We start from the raw sequence: 13,406 nt of genomic DNA on the forward strand, positions 1-13,406 counted from the left end.
TATGGACAATGAGGTTCGCTCCAGTGTACATCTGGCAATTCAATTAATGGTCGTTGCTTTTACGCTGGGCGTGCTGATTTTCTTCGCGATACCGGCGCAAAATTTCAAACGTGCTCAAGTGGATTCCATTGCTGATACGCAAGCTGAAACGTATGCCACAGAATTGGTAGAAGCCGCCGCTTACGGTCCGATTCCCGCTTCTTCGGCTTTTATTATTCTTGAACGCAATGTAGACGCGATTCACTCCATTTCCGGTTCTGTTTCCACCAAGGATGTGTACGGTCAAGATATCGTCGTACCGATTACAGGATCAGCAGACTTGACCAAGCTTTTTCATACTAAGGTTCGTTTGGGGATAACTCCCTACCTGCAGATGTATGACGTGACCGTAAAGGAGGAATAAGCGTTGAATGAAACCGACGATGCATTTGATTTGATTACGCTCGTCATGGTATTGGCCGTTTTCACACCGATCATGGTCTATTGTGCGATTCCTTTTTTTAAGGGTGATGTCGGAGGGTTCGATGTACAGATTGAGAAGACGGCACTTAACACGGAGAGTGAGATTGTCCCTGTGGCCCCCGAGCGAACAGTAGCCGATCTTTTAATGATGATGGTGGTTGCGGATGCCTACACACCGCAGCCAAGACAGCTGCGTCTGGATTTTTCCGGAAAGCAGATGAGCGTTGCCTTGGATGAGAATTTTTTGAGTGACAAAGGATCGGCTTTACAAACGGCCAAAAGCTTGCTACCCGCTAATTTGAACGCTTGTTCAAGGCTGCAATTGTTTGTTGGACCCAGCGGTATGAGATTCTGGAATGCCGATTTGAAGCCTAAACCCGCTTCGCCTGAGGAGGATCAGAAATGCGACTATTTGGCTGGTTAATTCCTTCATTTCGCAAAGGCACGTATGTGATTGTTGACGATCCGGCTTGTGCCCGCGGCAAGGAGGCGGAAACAATATTTGCTTATCTGGATCCGCAATCCAAATATGATCACAATCTGTATGGCATTCCAAAGCGGCATAGCAAAGGATTGGTTATTTCCTTGATAAGATACAAAAATACGGCCGGAACAGAAACGATTTATTATGGCGTACTGCTGAGAAATATACTGTACGCTATCGAAGAAGCGCATTTGGCGCGAGCCTAGCAAGGGAGCTAAGTGATGAGCGATATTATCAATAAAATCATCGGTGTTTTCATGGCGTTTGTGATATTGGCCGGCGGTCCGTTGATTATCAATACGATGAGCAAGGATTTAACCATGAACCGCAGCGTGTTAAATGAAATGACCAATCTGATTAACAAAGTGTGTGACAATGGAAGATTATCACCTCTGGATTTGTCGGATTTTTATTTGGGCGTTTCCTCTTATGGTGTTTCGATGGATGCGACGGTCAAAAGGTATATGAAGGTAGTCAATCCCGACGGCGGCAGCGGCACGTATACGTCTTATGTGCTTACTGACGATACGCAGACATGGAACGAAGGAGACATTATCAAGGTAACCGTGAAAGCCATTGACTACACGGGATCACAGCGGATTCAATACCGTCTTCTACACCTGACCCCGCCCAAATTCGATCAGACGCTGGCCGGCATGGTGAGAAAGTAGGCGACATGAATAGAACTTTTGGAATTGTAAATATCGTCGCAGTGCTGTTTTTTGCTTCGCTGATTATCGGATTGTTGAAGTATGCGGACAAAGAAAAAAATGAAATCGAGCAGTTAAAGCTGAGTTATGCGATTGACTATGCCACTGATGCCGGTTCAATGGCCATGTTGAAAACCGGAAGACTCAACATGGATTATACAGACACCAAATCGGTAACCGTAGATCCCAATCTGGCGTTGGACACCTTCCTTGATGTCTTTTGTTTTAACTATGATCTTCAGCCGACAGCTGCTAACAAAGCGCTGATCAAAGATTATATCCCCGTCGCCGCTGTTGCCGGATTTGACGGGTATTATCTGGCTTCTCCGCAGCTCGTATCGAACGGTGGGGGCAATTACCCTGACAATTATTCTGCCGGCGCTGCTGGTGAAGATGTCGATTGGGATGTTGTTTTTGGTATGAAGCTGCCCTATACCTATACATTTGGTTCGACCAGCTATGCGCTTAATATGGGGCTGGAATATACACTTGCCTTAAACGGCTCGGATCTTGTAAAGCAGCCTGGTTTACCGCCGACAGCTGCGGGACCGATGAGCAAAATGCAAGCTCGAAACCATATAACGACTCTCGTTTCTAACGATATGGCCAGCACGATCAATCGAATTAATGCTAACAATCCGAACTGGCATCATGCGTTTTATATTCCAAGTCAGCTGACCACCTTTAGTGGCGTTAACTCTATTGAGGGTCCCAGTTTTCTGGTGCTTTTGCAAAACTTGACGCTTTCAACCGCAAAACCGATCAGCGGATTTAGCGTGTCCGGTTCAAGAATCGATTCAACGCGCATGCTTGTCGGATATAGGCGAAACTTGACTAAATATTACGCTTATGCCGATGAGGCGCCGCCAACAAGCATTATGGACAACCAAGCCATAGAGAAAGTGTTCGAGACTCCGAAAGAAGCTGCGCTTGATCAGTATAACTATGATTTTAATTATATAACCCAAAATAAATGATTATACGGATCTGGAGGGCGATATTTGGTGGGAATCAATGTAGAAGCAGCGCGTTCACAAGCCAATCGGTTAAGTCAATATGCCAGTACGCTTAATGAAGTATATCGTAATTTGGAATCGCTTCGTGTGAATTTGAATCAGGCTTGGCAAGCGGATGAAATGACGTATATCAATGCTGCCATTACACAAATGTTAAACGAGCTTTCTGTTTGTTCGAGTTCTTTAAGCTCGATAGGCAGTGACGTATATGCAGTGGCCTTGGAGATCAAGCATGAAGAGGAAGTCAGGGCCGCAGAGGAACGGGCTCGCCAGCAGCGCTTGTTGCAAGAGCTTTTGAGCAAGCAACAAAAGCTGTTTTAACGCAAAACATCCGACTTTCGGATATTAATGATTCTGTCCTGCTGCTTTATAAAGCGCCGGGCACGGAACTTAATATAATTTATTTTCAGGAAGGGGTTTCAACAATATGGGAAGAAAAATCGTGGTCGATCCGGTGAAGCTGGAGGCTGCAGCCAAACAAATGACTGCACAAGCGGATGATTACAAATCGCTGTATGAGAAATTGTACAGTGAGGTCGGCGGTTTGAAAGCGGGCTGGGACGGCGTCGACAATCAGGCTTTCGTAGCGCAAATCGAAGGATTCCGGGAAGATTTTCAGAACATGATGACGCTGATGACGCAGTATGCCGAATTTTTGACTACCAGTGCAGCGACTTACAAGCGCACGCAAACAGAAACGATCAATGCAGTTAAAAAACTGACCAATTAATTTTTAAGGAGGGATTTTATCATGGCAACTATTGAAGGGATCAGTATTACACTCGATGTCGTTTCCGCTACGGCTAAATCGATCGGCGAATTGAACAGCAAGCTCGATACGAAGCTGTACGATATTAAAAAAGAAATGAACAGCTTAACATCGACGTGGAACAGTGATGCAGCTGACACCATCCAGAAGAAATTCAACGGCCTGGAAGAGCGTTTTAAGGAATACAAAGAAATTATCGACTCGTATGTAAGGTTTTTGAACAACACCGTTACGAATTACAACGAAGCGGAGACGGCAATCAATAACAATGCCGGCCAATTTAAGTAAGCTGGAATAAGCAGAAGGGTAAAATTCCGATTTTGCCCTTCTCTTAACCATAGGTGTCCCGATTGAAGAAGGTGAAGGACGTGCGAAAGAAAGCGATTTTGACAATCATCGCAATTTGCAGCTTATGGCTGCTTCTTAACAATCAAGCTTACGCCGAAGATGCGGCTGTATTGCTGAATAAGTACGGCGTTGCAGTCGATAACGCTGCTGAAGAAGGCAAAAAATTGGTCCTGATCGAGAACGCCTATTATCAGGTAGCCAAAACCGTTAATACGAATGCGATGCTCAATGCTGCGGCCGAGGTATACGATGTGTATGCCAAGGAACAATTGTCCGCATTGGATTTACAAATATACCAGCTGTCGGATGAGCTGGCACAGGTTCAACAGAGGATGGAGCAGGCTAAATCGAGAGAGGTTTCATTTATATTGGAGTTGGATGCTGAGTATCGGACCACTGCCGATTCACTAGCTGCCAAGATGAGGGAGAGGAACAAGCTTGCGGATCAATATACGCCCGCTGTCCGGCCGTCTGAACCGGAACAAGACAAAAAGCAGCTTCGTAATCTGAGCGCCCAGGTAAACGCGCAGCGCAGCAAGTATGAGAAAGCGCTTGTTCAACCGGAGCTTGGTGAGATTACACATTTCAGATCCCCTCTAGTGATTGAGGCACAGATGACTTCAGGGTTTGGCATCCGTCTTGATCCTGTTACGAGGACCGAGATGAGTTTTCACAAAGGAATGGACTTGCGTGCTCCCGAGGGTACTACTGTGTTGGCTGCGTTCAATGGAAAAGTGGAAGAAGCTTCAAGTAACACCGAGATCGGCAATTATATTGTTCTTGATCATGGGCAAGGGATCAAAACCCTCTATGGACATTTGTCCAGTATCCAAGTAACACCTGGACAAGTACTCCAGCAATATGAGCCGATAGCCAAATCCGGAAATACAGGAACGCAAAGCACGGGAGCTCATTTGCATTTCGGCGTGTTTATTAACGGACAAGCAGTAGATCCTGCCCTCTTTGTTCCGCACACTTGAATTAAGAAAGGATGTGAGAGAAATGATAGTTGCTTCCAAGGAACGATACTTGCCGGTCACAATCAATACGCTGGTTTTGGCTAAAAATGACATGTACATCTATATTCATCGCGATGTGTACGAGCAGGCCGTTGTATTGGCTGACCGATACCCAGAATTTCATACGCTGCGCACAGAGGTCGGCGGCTCACCGCTGAATGAGGAGACGGCCAAATGGTTTTATGAGCAAGCCCCCAAACCGCTCCATATTTTGGCTCCGTATCTTTGTCTGGTTGAAGGTCCGGTTGAGCCTGAATTTGAAGTGGTTTGTGGAGTGCTGCATGTGATTACGGCCATGATTCATGTTCGTAATTTTGTTGTCAAGCCGCCAGAAATTCGACGCAGCGTTTCTTTTTCGTTGTCCATACGTGAGGAATATGAGCTGGCTTGGGATCGTTTTTTTGCTACAGCCATTCCCTACAAGGAACGCTACGGCCTCTTGCCGCAACAGCCAAGATCCATGCAGGAACCCGGAGACACTCACGTGGAACAACACGATGCGCAAGCACTGCCGGCCACGTGGAGCTCGGTAGCTGAGCTTTCCGGACCTACGGACTGGCCACCTTCTTCAGCTCGCGCCCAGGAAACAACCGGCAGGCTTCCGGTTGTTTCGGCGGAGTCATTGGCCGAAGCTGAGCGTACAGCCACTCGCAACTTGCTCAAATAAGCCGTTAACAGAAACGAGGGCGGAAACATGTCGTTATGGAACATACAAATCGGACTTGCAGGAGCGCTGCTGTTGATCATCTGTCTGTTGCCCAAGGGAAGGCTTGCCTTAGTGATCTGCCGGAGGTTTTCAGCAAGTCATGCAGGAGGTTTTTTCCGAACCTTATCTTACTACTTACCTGTAGTAAACACGTACATGATCAAACGTGCCGTATACGGCAAAGCTTCATGGGCGAGTTGGGGCGCGTTGATACTCTTATTAGGCATACTCGCTTCTATGCCGCTGGCGGGAGAAGGTCTATTGTCAACGATACAAGCTTATGTGCGGCTTAATCCCTTCGAACTGACATGCATGGCTGGGTTCCTTATTGCAGTTGTGTTGTATATCGTGGAGCTGCAGTTGAATTGGGATCTGTGCGCAATGCTTGATCGGCGCAGATGGGTAGTATGGGCGATCCTCTTGCCGCCATTATGCAGCTTGTTGTTGGCTGAACGCATGATTGGCTACAGTCGGAAAATGAATTTTATTTGGGATGAATAGCCCGGATCCGTATAAGGAGGGAATTGTATGAACGAGACGGTAAGCATCGATCAGGAGCAGGCGTACCGCTCAATGGAAGCGATCGCGCTTGAATTGCAAGGTCTGCATGCCGGTGTATCTCATTTACGCCAAGTTTACGCCGATGCGGCTGCGAGCAGCGATTTGACTTTTATTAAAATGCTTGAGGATAAATATGCCAGTTTGACCAAGGAATTTGCCAAGCTGGTTGAGACTGTCGATGAAATGTTGAATAAATGGCAAGTGTCCAAGGAGGGGTAGATGTATGGGAGGCAAAGGCAAAATGCTGGATCCCAAGCAACTGGATTCGATTTATTTTGAAAGTCGTCGTTTCGAGCAGCAAGCTGCCAATAGTATGCAAACGATTTATCAAGAGCTGACCAAGCTGAACGATCCGGCTTTTCAAAGCCGTTTGTCAGGTGAAATGGGGGATACGACGAAAACGGCCATTGCCAATTTTGGCTTGGCCATCGATGTATTAAAGGATACCTTGCACCACATGAGCAAGTTTATTGACACCAAGCTGGCCGGTGCGGCTCAACAAGCGAAAGAGAAGCTGAACAAGGAAAGAACGGACGGGGCGAATCCACTGTTTACGGCTGACAAACGCTTGCGCAAGTAAATCTTTTACAGCCAATAGTTGTAAGCAAGAATGACCATCAGCACGAGAATGATTACGAAAAAAGACATCCAGATTGTGCCCAACGTACGACGGGAAGATCGTTCACGCTGTTCGAAATCAAAAACGGTTTCACTTGGAGGCATGTCGACATCGGTTGCAAAATCGCCGCAGACCAGCGCAAGCAACTGTAATTCCTCCTCAGGGGAAAGTTCGCCGATTTCATGATGGGGAGGCTGTACAATCTCAATTGAACGGTCGGCGTTATTGCGGATCAGTCCCAAGCCGTTTTCACACATAAAATAGGAGAATGCCCCCGGCTTTACGGCTTCGGAGCCGAACTGTGCGGCGAATTGCGCCGCGGTCATTTCTTTTGTTTTCAATGAAGTGAAATCTCCTTTCAACGGGGCTTGTTGTATGGTCCATTATAACCGAAAGAGACAAAAACGTGTAATTTTGTATGTTCGTTGACCAACCTCGCAAAGCGGGTGAATTTACAGATGATGTATATCGGCACAGCAGCTCTATTTGCGGGAATGTTGGTTTTATTCTTGTTCTATTATGCTGCCCGGTCACAAGAGAAGGAGCAGGCGTCAGAGATACCGCAAGCGGTAACCGGAGAACTCCTGCATTTTTTGGAAAAGGCTGATGATGCGTATATATTAACGCATGAAACGCTAGAAATTCGTTTTTTCAGTCGGTATGCGACAAACCTGGTATGTAATGAGATTATGGAAGCCATTTATCAAAAGCCGCCCAAAATGTTCGGTACCCGCCGGTTTCGTCATCGCAGTTGGAGTATCGTCACGCAAAACGGCTCGGAGCTTGTCGTCCGCAAAGAGCTCGTTCATAAGCCGATTGTTATGAAAAAAGGTATTCGCGTGGCTTTAGGCGACGATATGGTGGAATTGTGGACCATTACCTGCCATACTCACGGTTTTATCATCAAACAAGTTACCGAGCCGCTGCGTGCGCAGTAAAGGGGGATCTATATGCAGCTTTCGCTGCTGAAGGACAGTGTGTTGTATACATGTGTGCTGCCTGAAAAGAAAAAAGGCCAGTATTGGGTTACGCAATTGAATGCACATGGAGACGAGGAACAGGTCATTAGCGTCGAAGGAATGGACGGACGATGGGTCCTCAAATCAAACCGGAACGCTGCGATTCTCGATAGCGGTCAGGACAAGATCAAAGAGCTTGTATTGGAACCGCAAGCGATTTATCATATTCATTTGCGAAAAACCGATGAAACCGTAGTGTTATACACGGACCCGATTACTGAAGACCGCAAGCTGTTTCGAAAATTCCGCTTGCCTTCAGCTGGGCGATTCAAAATTGGCCGTGTGGAAGGATGCGATATTCAATACGGCAACAAATACGCCTCTTCACTCCATGCGGAATTGCATGTAACTCCAGCAGGGATGACCATTCAGGATTGTGGCAGCTCGAACGGAACGTTTGTCAATGGAATCAAAATCAACGCCAAGGCAGTAGCGCCCAGCGACGTTATTTCCATCGTAGGTCTCAAGCTGATCATTGGAAATGGCTATATTGCCTTGAACAATCCCGACGGACAAGTTCGATACAAACAAGAACTTCTGGTGCCCTTTGTCAAGCCTGCAGCCCCGTTAGCTTCCGATGATGACGAACCGGAGCAGCAGGAGGTAAGGTTGTTTTACCGCTCTCCACGGTTTAAGAGGGAAATTGATCGGCCGGAATTGACGATTGATGCACCGCCAGCGTTGGGGAATCAGGACCCGATGCCGTTAGTGCTGCTTCTTGGGCCTTCATTGACAATGGGCATGGCTTCAGCATTTACCGGGCTTGTAGCCGTACAAAATGTATTGGGCTCCGGAGGCAGTATGATGAAGGCGATGCCGATGATCGTCATGTCCTCCAGCATGCTGCTGGGTACCATTTTTTGGCCGATCATGTCCCGGAAATACGAAGACCGCAAACGCAAGCAGCGCGAGAAAACGCGCAAGCTGAAATATATGAACTATCTGGAAGGGATACGCAAAGAAATCGCCGCGGAATCCGACAAACAAAGCAGCATTTTGCATGAAAATCATGTGACGTTGGACCAATGCATGAACAGAATAAAGACGAGAGAACGCAATTTGTGGGAGCGTACGCGCCGGCAGAATGATTTTCTCAAGGTTAGGCTCGGTTTGGGCACCTTGCCGCTTTCTATTGAAGTCAAGCATCCGCCCAAACGTTTTTCAATGGATGATGACAGTTTACAAGATGAACTGAATCAACTGGCCGTGGAGCCAAAACTGTTGCACCAGGTGCCGGTTTCTTTTTCACTGATTGATCATTGGGTAAGCGGGATGATTGGCAACCGGGAGGAAGTAGCCGCGTTTGTTAAAGGTCTGATCTTTCAATTGACAGCCTTGCATAGCTACGACGAGCTCAAGCTGGTTTTTATATTCGATCGAAAAGAATACGATATGTGGGAGTTTGTCAAATGGCTACCGCACGTCTGGAATGAAGATAAATCCGTAAGATTTCTCGCTACGACGGTCAATGAAGTCAAGGAGCTTTCTGCCTTTCTGGAAAGGGAGATGGCCAGTCGCGACCAGCTGAGGGAGGAAGAATTAAGAGACGTTTCACCCTATTATCTGATTATAGCCTTGGACAAGCATCTGGCATTGAAAGCCGAAGCATTAAGCCAACTGCTCAAGCAAAAGAAAAACATAGGTATCAGTTTGATCAATGTGTATGAAGAGCTGATGCAGCTTCCCAAGGAATGCTCTTGGGTGATTGATTTTCAAGGCGGAACCGCCAAAATTTATGATAAAAACGATACGTCGGCGCATACGCAGTCCTTTATGCCGGACCGTTGTGCTCCCGGCGGGGAAATGGAGCTGGCCGTCGCTCTGGCCAATATTGAATTGGATTCAGCGGAAACGGCATATACACTGCCGCAAACCTTGACTTTTCTCGAAATGTTTGGCGTGGGCAAGATTGAACACTTGAATGCTCTTACGCGCTGGAAAGAAAACGATCCTACGCTTTCGCTGCAGACTCCAATCGGCGTGGACCCGGGAGGGGAATGGTTTTTTCTGGATTTGCATGAAAAGTTTCATGGTCCGCATGGCCTGATTGCCGGGATGACAGGTTCGGGCAAAAGCGAATTTATTATGACGTTTATTTTGTCATTGGCTGTGAATTATCATCCGCATGAAGTAGCGTTTATTTTGATTGACTACAAGGGCGGCGGGATGGCGAACGCATTTCTTGATTTGCCGCACTTGGCGGGTACGATTACGAATCTGGACGGAGCTTCGGTAAAACGTTCGCTGATTTCAATTCAAAGTGAATTGAAACGGCGACAAGCTATTTTTAGCGAAACGAGCAAGCGCTTGACGATCAGCAACATGGATATTTACAAGTACCAAAAGCTTTTCCGCGAAGGCCGGGTGGACGAGCCGCTTCAGCATCTGTTTATCATCTCCGATGAGTTTGCTGAGCTGAAAACACAGCAGCCGGAGTTTATGACGCAGCTGGTCAGCGCAGCCCGGATCGGTCGCAGCCTAGGCGTGCATTTGATTTTGGCTACTCAAAAGCCGTCCGGTGTTGTCGACGACCAGATTTGGAGTAACAGCAGGTTCCGCATTTGTTTGAAGGTACAGGAGAAAGCCGACAGCATGGATATGATTAAAAGACCGGATGCAGCCAATCTTTCGGTTACGGGCCGCTACTACGTTCAGGTAGGCTTTAACGAATTGTTCGCCCTCGGCCAATCGGGATGGGCGGGAGCTCCCTATGAGCCATCCGATCGGGCAGAACGGAAAAAGGAAGCGCAAATTGCTGTCGTGGACAACCTGGGGCGTGTTTTGAAGCAAGTCAAAGCCGACAATCGCCGAATCGTTCGCAATCCGCCCAAACAGATTGATGAAATTAATTGCTATTTAAAAAGCATTGCCGATGAAGAGCACATCAAGGTACGTCCGATGTGGCTCGAACCGATTCCCGGCTTGATTCATCTGGCAGGGTTGCGGGCCAAATACGGACAGGCGATGAAGGGCCGCTACGAGCTTGATCCGATCGTGGGGGAAGTGGATAACCCGGCCAGCCAGAGTCAGCATGTCATGCGCTTTCCGTTGAGCCGTGAAGGCAATGCGGTTATTTATGGAGCGGCCGGGAGCGGTAAAACAACATTTGTAACTACGCTCATGCACAGTCTGATGACAGAGCATACGCCGGATGAAGTAAATATTTACGCGTTAGATTTTGCTTCGGAAACTTTGCGAGCTTTTGCCAAAGCGCCGCATGTCGGCGATGTGCTGCTTGCGCATGAAGCTGAAAAGGTTGCCAATTTGTTTAAAATGCTGCAAAAGGAGCTTGTCGTTCGCAAAAAACGATTTGCCGATTACGGAGGCGATTATCATTCATATGTCCAATCGTCGCCTCAAGGAGCAGCAGCTATTGTGGTCATTATTCATAACTTCTCCGCGTTTGCAGAAACGTTTGGAGAGCTTGAGGACACGATGGCTTTTTTATCGCGTGAGGGCTTGAAGTACGGGGTGTATTTTGTGTTGACTGCTCTGAATACAGGGGCGGTTCGATACCGGATTTTGCAAAATTTCAAACAGCTTTATGTGCTGCAATTAAATGATCCGTCGGACTATAGCAGTGTTTTGGGCAATGTGGAGGGGCTGTTTCCATCCAAATTCAAGGGCAGAGGCATTTTCAAAACAGACAGTGTCTACGAGTTCCAAACGGCGCATGTCCATGAACAGCCGGAGCGCGTTTTCGAAGCCGTGCGAACGTTCAGCTCGGACTGTGCGGCGCAGTGGAGCGGATCGCCCGCGCCTCGTATTCCCATTTTGCCCGACAGGGTTGATACCGAGTACCTGATGAATGAACTGAAGCGTTCGGAAGCTGCATTGCCCGTTGGTATTGAAAAAGCGAGCCTGCAGATCAGCTCTTGCGATTTTGAGCAAAGCTATGTTCACGTGGTGATGTCGCAAGCCGCTGAAAAATCGAGCTTTCTACAAGGCTTGTCCGAGGCATTTGCAGCTAGAAATCGCGCCAGCGTGCTGGTTTTGGACCCTGATAATCGGTTTAACAAGGATGAGGATGCGGCATATCGCCGAGTCGTGAGGCCGGATGATCTGGAAGCTAGCGTTGTGGAGCTGTTTTCCACGCTGGTCACACGCAATAATGCCTATAAGGATGCGATTGCCGGCGGACAGCCCGCTCCCGAATTTGAAAAGCAGGTGTGTATCGTGCAGTCGTTAACCTCACTGTTGTCCAGCTTGTCGGATGACGGCAGGGATAAACTGAAGGTGCTTTTGGAAAAAGGCGAAGCGGCCTACCAAGTGGTGTTCATTTTGGCGGATACGGTATCGGGCTTTTCGTCGGTGTCCTTCGAAGCGTGGTTTAAGAGCAAGGTATCGACCAACGACGGCATTTGGGTGGGGAACGGCATTGCTGATCAGTACCAGCTACGACTGGCCAAAACGTCCAGCGAGCTTTATCAGGAGCTTGCGCCAGGGTTCGGATATGTCGTGCGCAAGGGTCAACCCGTCTTGACCAAGCTGCTGGTGTCCGTAACCGATCAGACGGAGGTAGGAGAAGATGGATAAAATTATGATCGAGCTGTTTGTGCCGGCAGTGAATCAGCATTACGACGTGTTTATCCCGCTTTACGGGAAGCTTTACGAAATTGAACAACTGCTGACGAGAGCGATTGTCGATTTGTCCGAGGGGTATTTTGCAGCAGCAGCGGATACGGTATTGTGCGACCGTGTCTCTGGAAGTGTGCTGGATGTGAAGTTGACTGCTCAGGAGGCCGGTTTGCAAAATGGCTCCAAGTTACTTTTGTTGTAAAAAGTGTTTGTGGTTGCCGCCCGTGCAGAATCTGCTGGAATGACTTGCCTGATTGGGAAATTCATGTGATGATAAGGCGAGAAAGCCGATAGACCAAACAACAGCCACGGGCAAATGACAGGGGTTGGAATGATGAAAAAAGCAGTGAAGGTGGTGTTGGCCATCATGAGTATGGCATCGATGCTCGCATTGGCCGCTTGCGGAAATAAAGATGCAGCGGCAGCGAAGAAAATGGTTGATTATTTGCAGCTCAAGTACGGCGAAACCTTTGTTGTAGATACGATTGGCGGAGGCTACGGGACGTTAACCACGAATACGCTCAAGGCTGAGGTTTATCCGGAAGGTCACCCTGATCGTAAGTTTCAAGTAGAAATTTCGAAAGATCTGGATAAAGTTTGGGACAGCTATATGAATGTGATCATGGCGGAAAAGCTGGATCAGCAATTGGCAGAGCGCGCCCAGGTGATTTTTCAAAAACCTGCTTGGGTTAAAAGCTATCTGACCAACGGTGGTTTATCGTTTCCGGATACCGATTTGAATGACAAAGACATGAGTGTGAGCGATTATGTGAAAAAAAAGAGGACTTATGTGGTAGCAAACATTTTTCTTGATGCCGGGGGGCCCGCCGTGCCTGCCGCAGCAGCGCCGTTGATCGATCAGATGGCCGATGCAGGATTACAAATGGGCATGGATGATCTGTATGTCGATGTCTACTACTTGAAACCTGCTGCCTTTCAATCGGTAGCTGCAAATTACAGTAAAGAGAAAGACCCTATGGTCTTTTATGCACAAAAGGAAAATTGTTTTAGTAAGGGCTTTACGGAAGTCGTGGAAGGGCAAAAGAAATATTCACTGAACGAGATTATTGAAAAGTTTCACAGCCTATCGGAAAGCGATTGATATGACCGGCAAT

Annotated in this window: 18 protein-coding genes; 17 read left to right on the plus strand and 1 reads right to left on the minus strand. The window is 47.7% G+C overall.

Annotated elements, in window-relative coordinates; genetic code table 11:
- Position 1: 1 nt before the first annotated feature.
- The 13 genes from B5M42_RS00815 (at position 2) to B5M42_RS00875 (ending at position 6,655) form a co-directional block, all read left to right on the plus strand.
- Positions 2-403, plus strand: coding sequence for a hypothetical protein (locus B5M42_RS00815; protein WP_134750638.1), 402 nt, complete (start codon positions 2-4; stop codon positions 401-403).
- Positions 404-406: 3 nt separating this feature from the next.
- Positions 407-886, plus strand: coding sequence for a hypothetical protein (locus tag B5M42_RS00820; RefSeq protein WP_134750636.1), 480 nt, complete (start codon positions 407-409; stop codon positions 884-886).
- The gene (locus B5M42_RS00825) at positions 865-1,152 is read left to right on the plus strand and encodes a hypothetical protein (RefSeq protein ID WP_134750634.1); all 288 of its coding nucleotides are present in this window, start codon (positions 865-867) and stop codon (positions 1,150-1,152) included. The genes B5M42_RS00820 and B5M42_RS00825 overlap by 22 nt, the downstream gene beginning before the upstream one ends.
- Before the next feature lie 15 nt (positions 1,153-1,167).
- Positions 1,168-1,617, plus strand: a complete 450-nt coding sequence (locus B5M42_RS00830) for a hypothetical protein (protein WP_134750632.1) — start codon at positions 1,168-1,170, stop codon at positions 1,615-1,617.
- A 5-nt stretch (positions 1,618-1,622) separates the two neighbouring features.
- The gene (locus tag B5M42_RS00835) at positions 1,623-2,633 is read left to right on the plus strand and encodes a hypothetical protein (RefSeq protein ID WP_134750630.1); all 1,011 of its coding nucleotides are present in this window, start codon (positions 1,623-1,625) and stop codon (positions 2,631-2,633) included.
- 27 nt (positions 2,634-2,660) lie between these two features.
- The gene (locus B5M42_RS00840; protein ID WP_134750628.1) at positions 2,661-2,993 is read left to right on the plus strand and encodes a hypothetical protein; all 333 of its coding nucleotides are present in this window, start codon (positions 2,661-2,663) and stop codon (positions 2,991-2,993) included.
- Positions 2,994-3,099: 106 nt separating this feature from the next.
- On the plus strand, positions 3,100-3,402 hold the full coding sequence (locus B5M42_RS00845) for a WXG100 family type VII secretion target (RefSeq protein ID WP_134750626.1): 303 nt from the start codon (positions 3,100-3,102) through the stop codon (positions 3,400-3,402).
- 21 nt (positions 3,403-3,423) lie between these two features.
- Complete coding sequence (locus tag B5M42_RS00850; RefSeq protein ID WP_134750624.1) at positions 3,424-3,729, plus strand: pore-forming ESAT-6 family protein; 306 nt, start codon at positions 3,424-3,426, stop codon at positions 3,727-3,729.
- A gap of 71 nt (positions 3,730-3,800) precedes the next feature.
- A complete protein-coding gene (locus B5M42_RS00855) occupies positions 3,801-4,769 on the plus strand; it encodes a M23 family metallopeptidase (protein WP_230632626.1) in 969 nt (322 codons plus the stop codon).
- A gap of 22 nt (positions 4,770-4,791) precedes the next feature.
- Positions 4,792-5,475, plus strand: a complete 684-nt coding sequence (locus tag B5M42_RS00860) for a hypothetical protein (protein WP_134750620.1) — start codon at positions 4,792-4,794, stop codon at positions 5,473-5,475.
- 27 nt (positions 5,476-5,502) lie between these two features.
- Positions 5,503-6,015, plus strand: a complete 513-nt coding sequence (locus B5M42_RS00865) for a hypothetical protein (RefSeq protein WP_134750618.1) — start codon at positions 5,503-5,505, stop codon at positions 6,013-6,015.
- Positions 6,016-6,042: 27 nt separating this feature from the next.
- Positions 6,043-6,294 carry a hypothetical protein gene (locus B5M42_RS00870; protein ID WP_134750616.1) on the plus strand — a complete coding sequence of 84 codons (252 nt, stop codon included), beginning with the start codon at positions 6,043-6,045 and terminating at the stop codon, positions 6,292-6,294.
- Positions 6,295-6,298: 4 nt separating this feature from the next.
- The gene (locus tag B5M42_RS00875; protein ID WP_134750614.1) at positions 6,299-6,655 is read left to right on the plus strand and encodes a hypothetical protein; all 357 of its coding nucleotides are present in this window, start codon (positions 6,299-6,301) and stop codon (positions 6,653-6,655) included.
- Positions 6,656-6,660: 5 nt separating this feature from the next.
- On the opposite strand, the gene B5M42_RS00880 is transcribed toward B5M42_RS00875, so the two are convergent.
- Positions 6,661-7,035 (minus strand): hypothetical protein, encoded by a 375-nt coding sequence (locus tag B5M42_RS00880; protein ID WP_134750612.1) that lies wholly within the window; start codon positions 7,033-7,035, stop codon positions 6,661-6,663.
- A 117-nt stretch (positions 7,036-7,152) separates the two neighbouring features.
- Here B5M42_RS00880 and B5M42_RS00885 point away from each other — a divergent pair, with 117 nt between their 5' ends.
- The 4 genes from B5M42_RS00885 to B5M42_RS00900 all read left to right on the plus strand — a co-directional run bounded on the left by B5M42_RS00885 (position 7,153) and on the right by B5M42_RS00900 (position 13,393).
- Complete coding sequence (locus tag B5M42_RS00885; RefSeq protein WP_134750610.1) at positions 7,153-7,632, plus strand: hypothetical protein; 480 nt, start codon at positions 7,153-7,155, stop codon at positions 7,630-7,632.
- 12 nt (positions 7,633-7,644) lie between these two features.
- On the plus strand, positions 7,645-12,249 hold the full coding sequence (gene essC, locus B5M42_RS00890; RefSeq protein ID WP_134750608.1) for a type VII secretion protein EssC: 4,605 nt from the start codon (positions 7,645-7,647) through the stop codon (positions 12,247-12,249).
- The gene (locus B5M42_RS00895) at positions 12,242-12,493 is read left to right on the plus strand and encodes a methyltransferase (RefSeq protein ID WP_134750606.1); all 252 of its coding nucleotides are present in this window, start codon (positions 12,242-12,244) and stop codon (positions 12,491-12,493) included. Before essC ends, B5M42_RS00895 begins: the two co-directional genes overlap by 8 nt.
- 129 nt (positions 12,494-12,622) lie before the next feature.
- Positions 12,623-13,393: a hypothetical protein gene (locus B5M42_RS00900; RefSeq protein ID WP_134750604.1), complete on the plus strand. Its 771-nt coding sequence runs from the start codon at positions 12,623-12,625 to the stop codon at positions 13,391-13,393.
- Positions 13,394-13,406: the final 13 nt, after the last annotated feature.

This window comes from Paenibacillus athensensis, assembly GCF_004514475.2.
GTDB lineage: Bacteria > Bacillota > Bacilli > Paenibacillales > NBRC-103111 > Paenibacillus_AL > Paenibacillus_AL athensensis.

What these genes read in the sequence shown, in the direction of transcription:
- B5M42_RS00815 (WP_134750638.1), top strand. Translation starts at nt 2, where the DNA reads ATGGACAATGAGGTTCGCTCCAGTGTACATCTGGCAATTCAATTAATG.
- B5M42_RS00825 (WP_134750634.1), top strand. Translation starts at nt 865, where the DNA reads ATGCGACTATTTGGCTGGTTAATTCCTTCATTTCGCAAAGGCACGTAT.
- B5M42_RS00830 (WP_134750632.1), top strand. Translation starts at nt 1,168, where the DNA reads ATGAGCGATATTATCAATAAAATCATCGGTGTTTTCATGGCGTTTGTG.
- B5M42_RS00835 (WP_134750630.1), top strand. Translation starts at nt 1,623, where the DNA reads ATGAATAGAACTTTTGGAATTGTAAATATCGTCGCAGTGCTGTTTTTT.
- B5M42_RS00845 (WP_134750626.1), top strand. Translation starts at nt 3,100, where the DNA reads ATGGGAAGAAAAATCGTGGTCGATCCGGTGAAGCTGGAGGCTGCAGCC.
- B5M42_RS00850 (WP_134750624.1), top strand. Translation starts at nt 3,424, where the DNA reads ATGGCAACTATTGAAGGGATCAGTATTACACTCGATGTCGTTTCCGCT.
- B5M42_RS00860 (WP_134750620.1), top strand. Translation starts at nt 4,792, where the DNA reads ATGATAGTTGCTTCCAAGGAACGATACTTGCCGGTCACAATCAATACG.
- B5M42_RS00865 (WP_134750618.1), top strand. Translation starts at nt 5,503, where the DNA reads ATGTCGTTATGGAACATACAAATCGGACTTGCAGGAGCGCTGCTGTTG.
- B5M42_RS00870 (WP_134750616.1), top strand. Translation starts at nt 6,043, where the DNA reads ATGAACGAGACGGTAAGCATCGATCAGGAGCAGGCGTACCGCTCAATG.
- B5M42_RS00875 (WP_134750614.1), top strand. Translation starts at nt 6,299, where the DNA reads ATGGGAGGCAAAGGCAAAATGCTGGATCCCAAGCAACTGGATTCGATT.
- B5M42_RS00885 (WP_134750610.1), top strand. Translation starts at nt 7,153, where the DNA reads ATGATGTATATCGGCACAGCAGCTCTATTTGCGGGAATGTTGGTTTTA.
- essC (WP_134750608.1), top strand. Translation starts at nt 7,645, where the DNA reads ATGCAGCTTTCGCTGCTGAAGGACAGTGTGTTGTATACATGTGTGCTG.
- B5M42_RS00895 (WP_134750606.1), top strand. Translation starts at nt 12,242, where the DNA reads ATGGATAAAATTATGATCGAGCTGTTTGTGCCGGCAGTGAATCAGCAT.
- B5M42_RS00900 (WP_134750604.1), top strand. Translation starts at nt 12,623, where the DNA reads ATGATGAAAAAAGCAGTGAAGGTGGTGTTGGCCATCATGAGTATGGCA.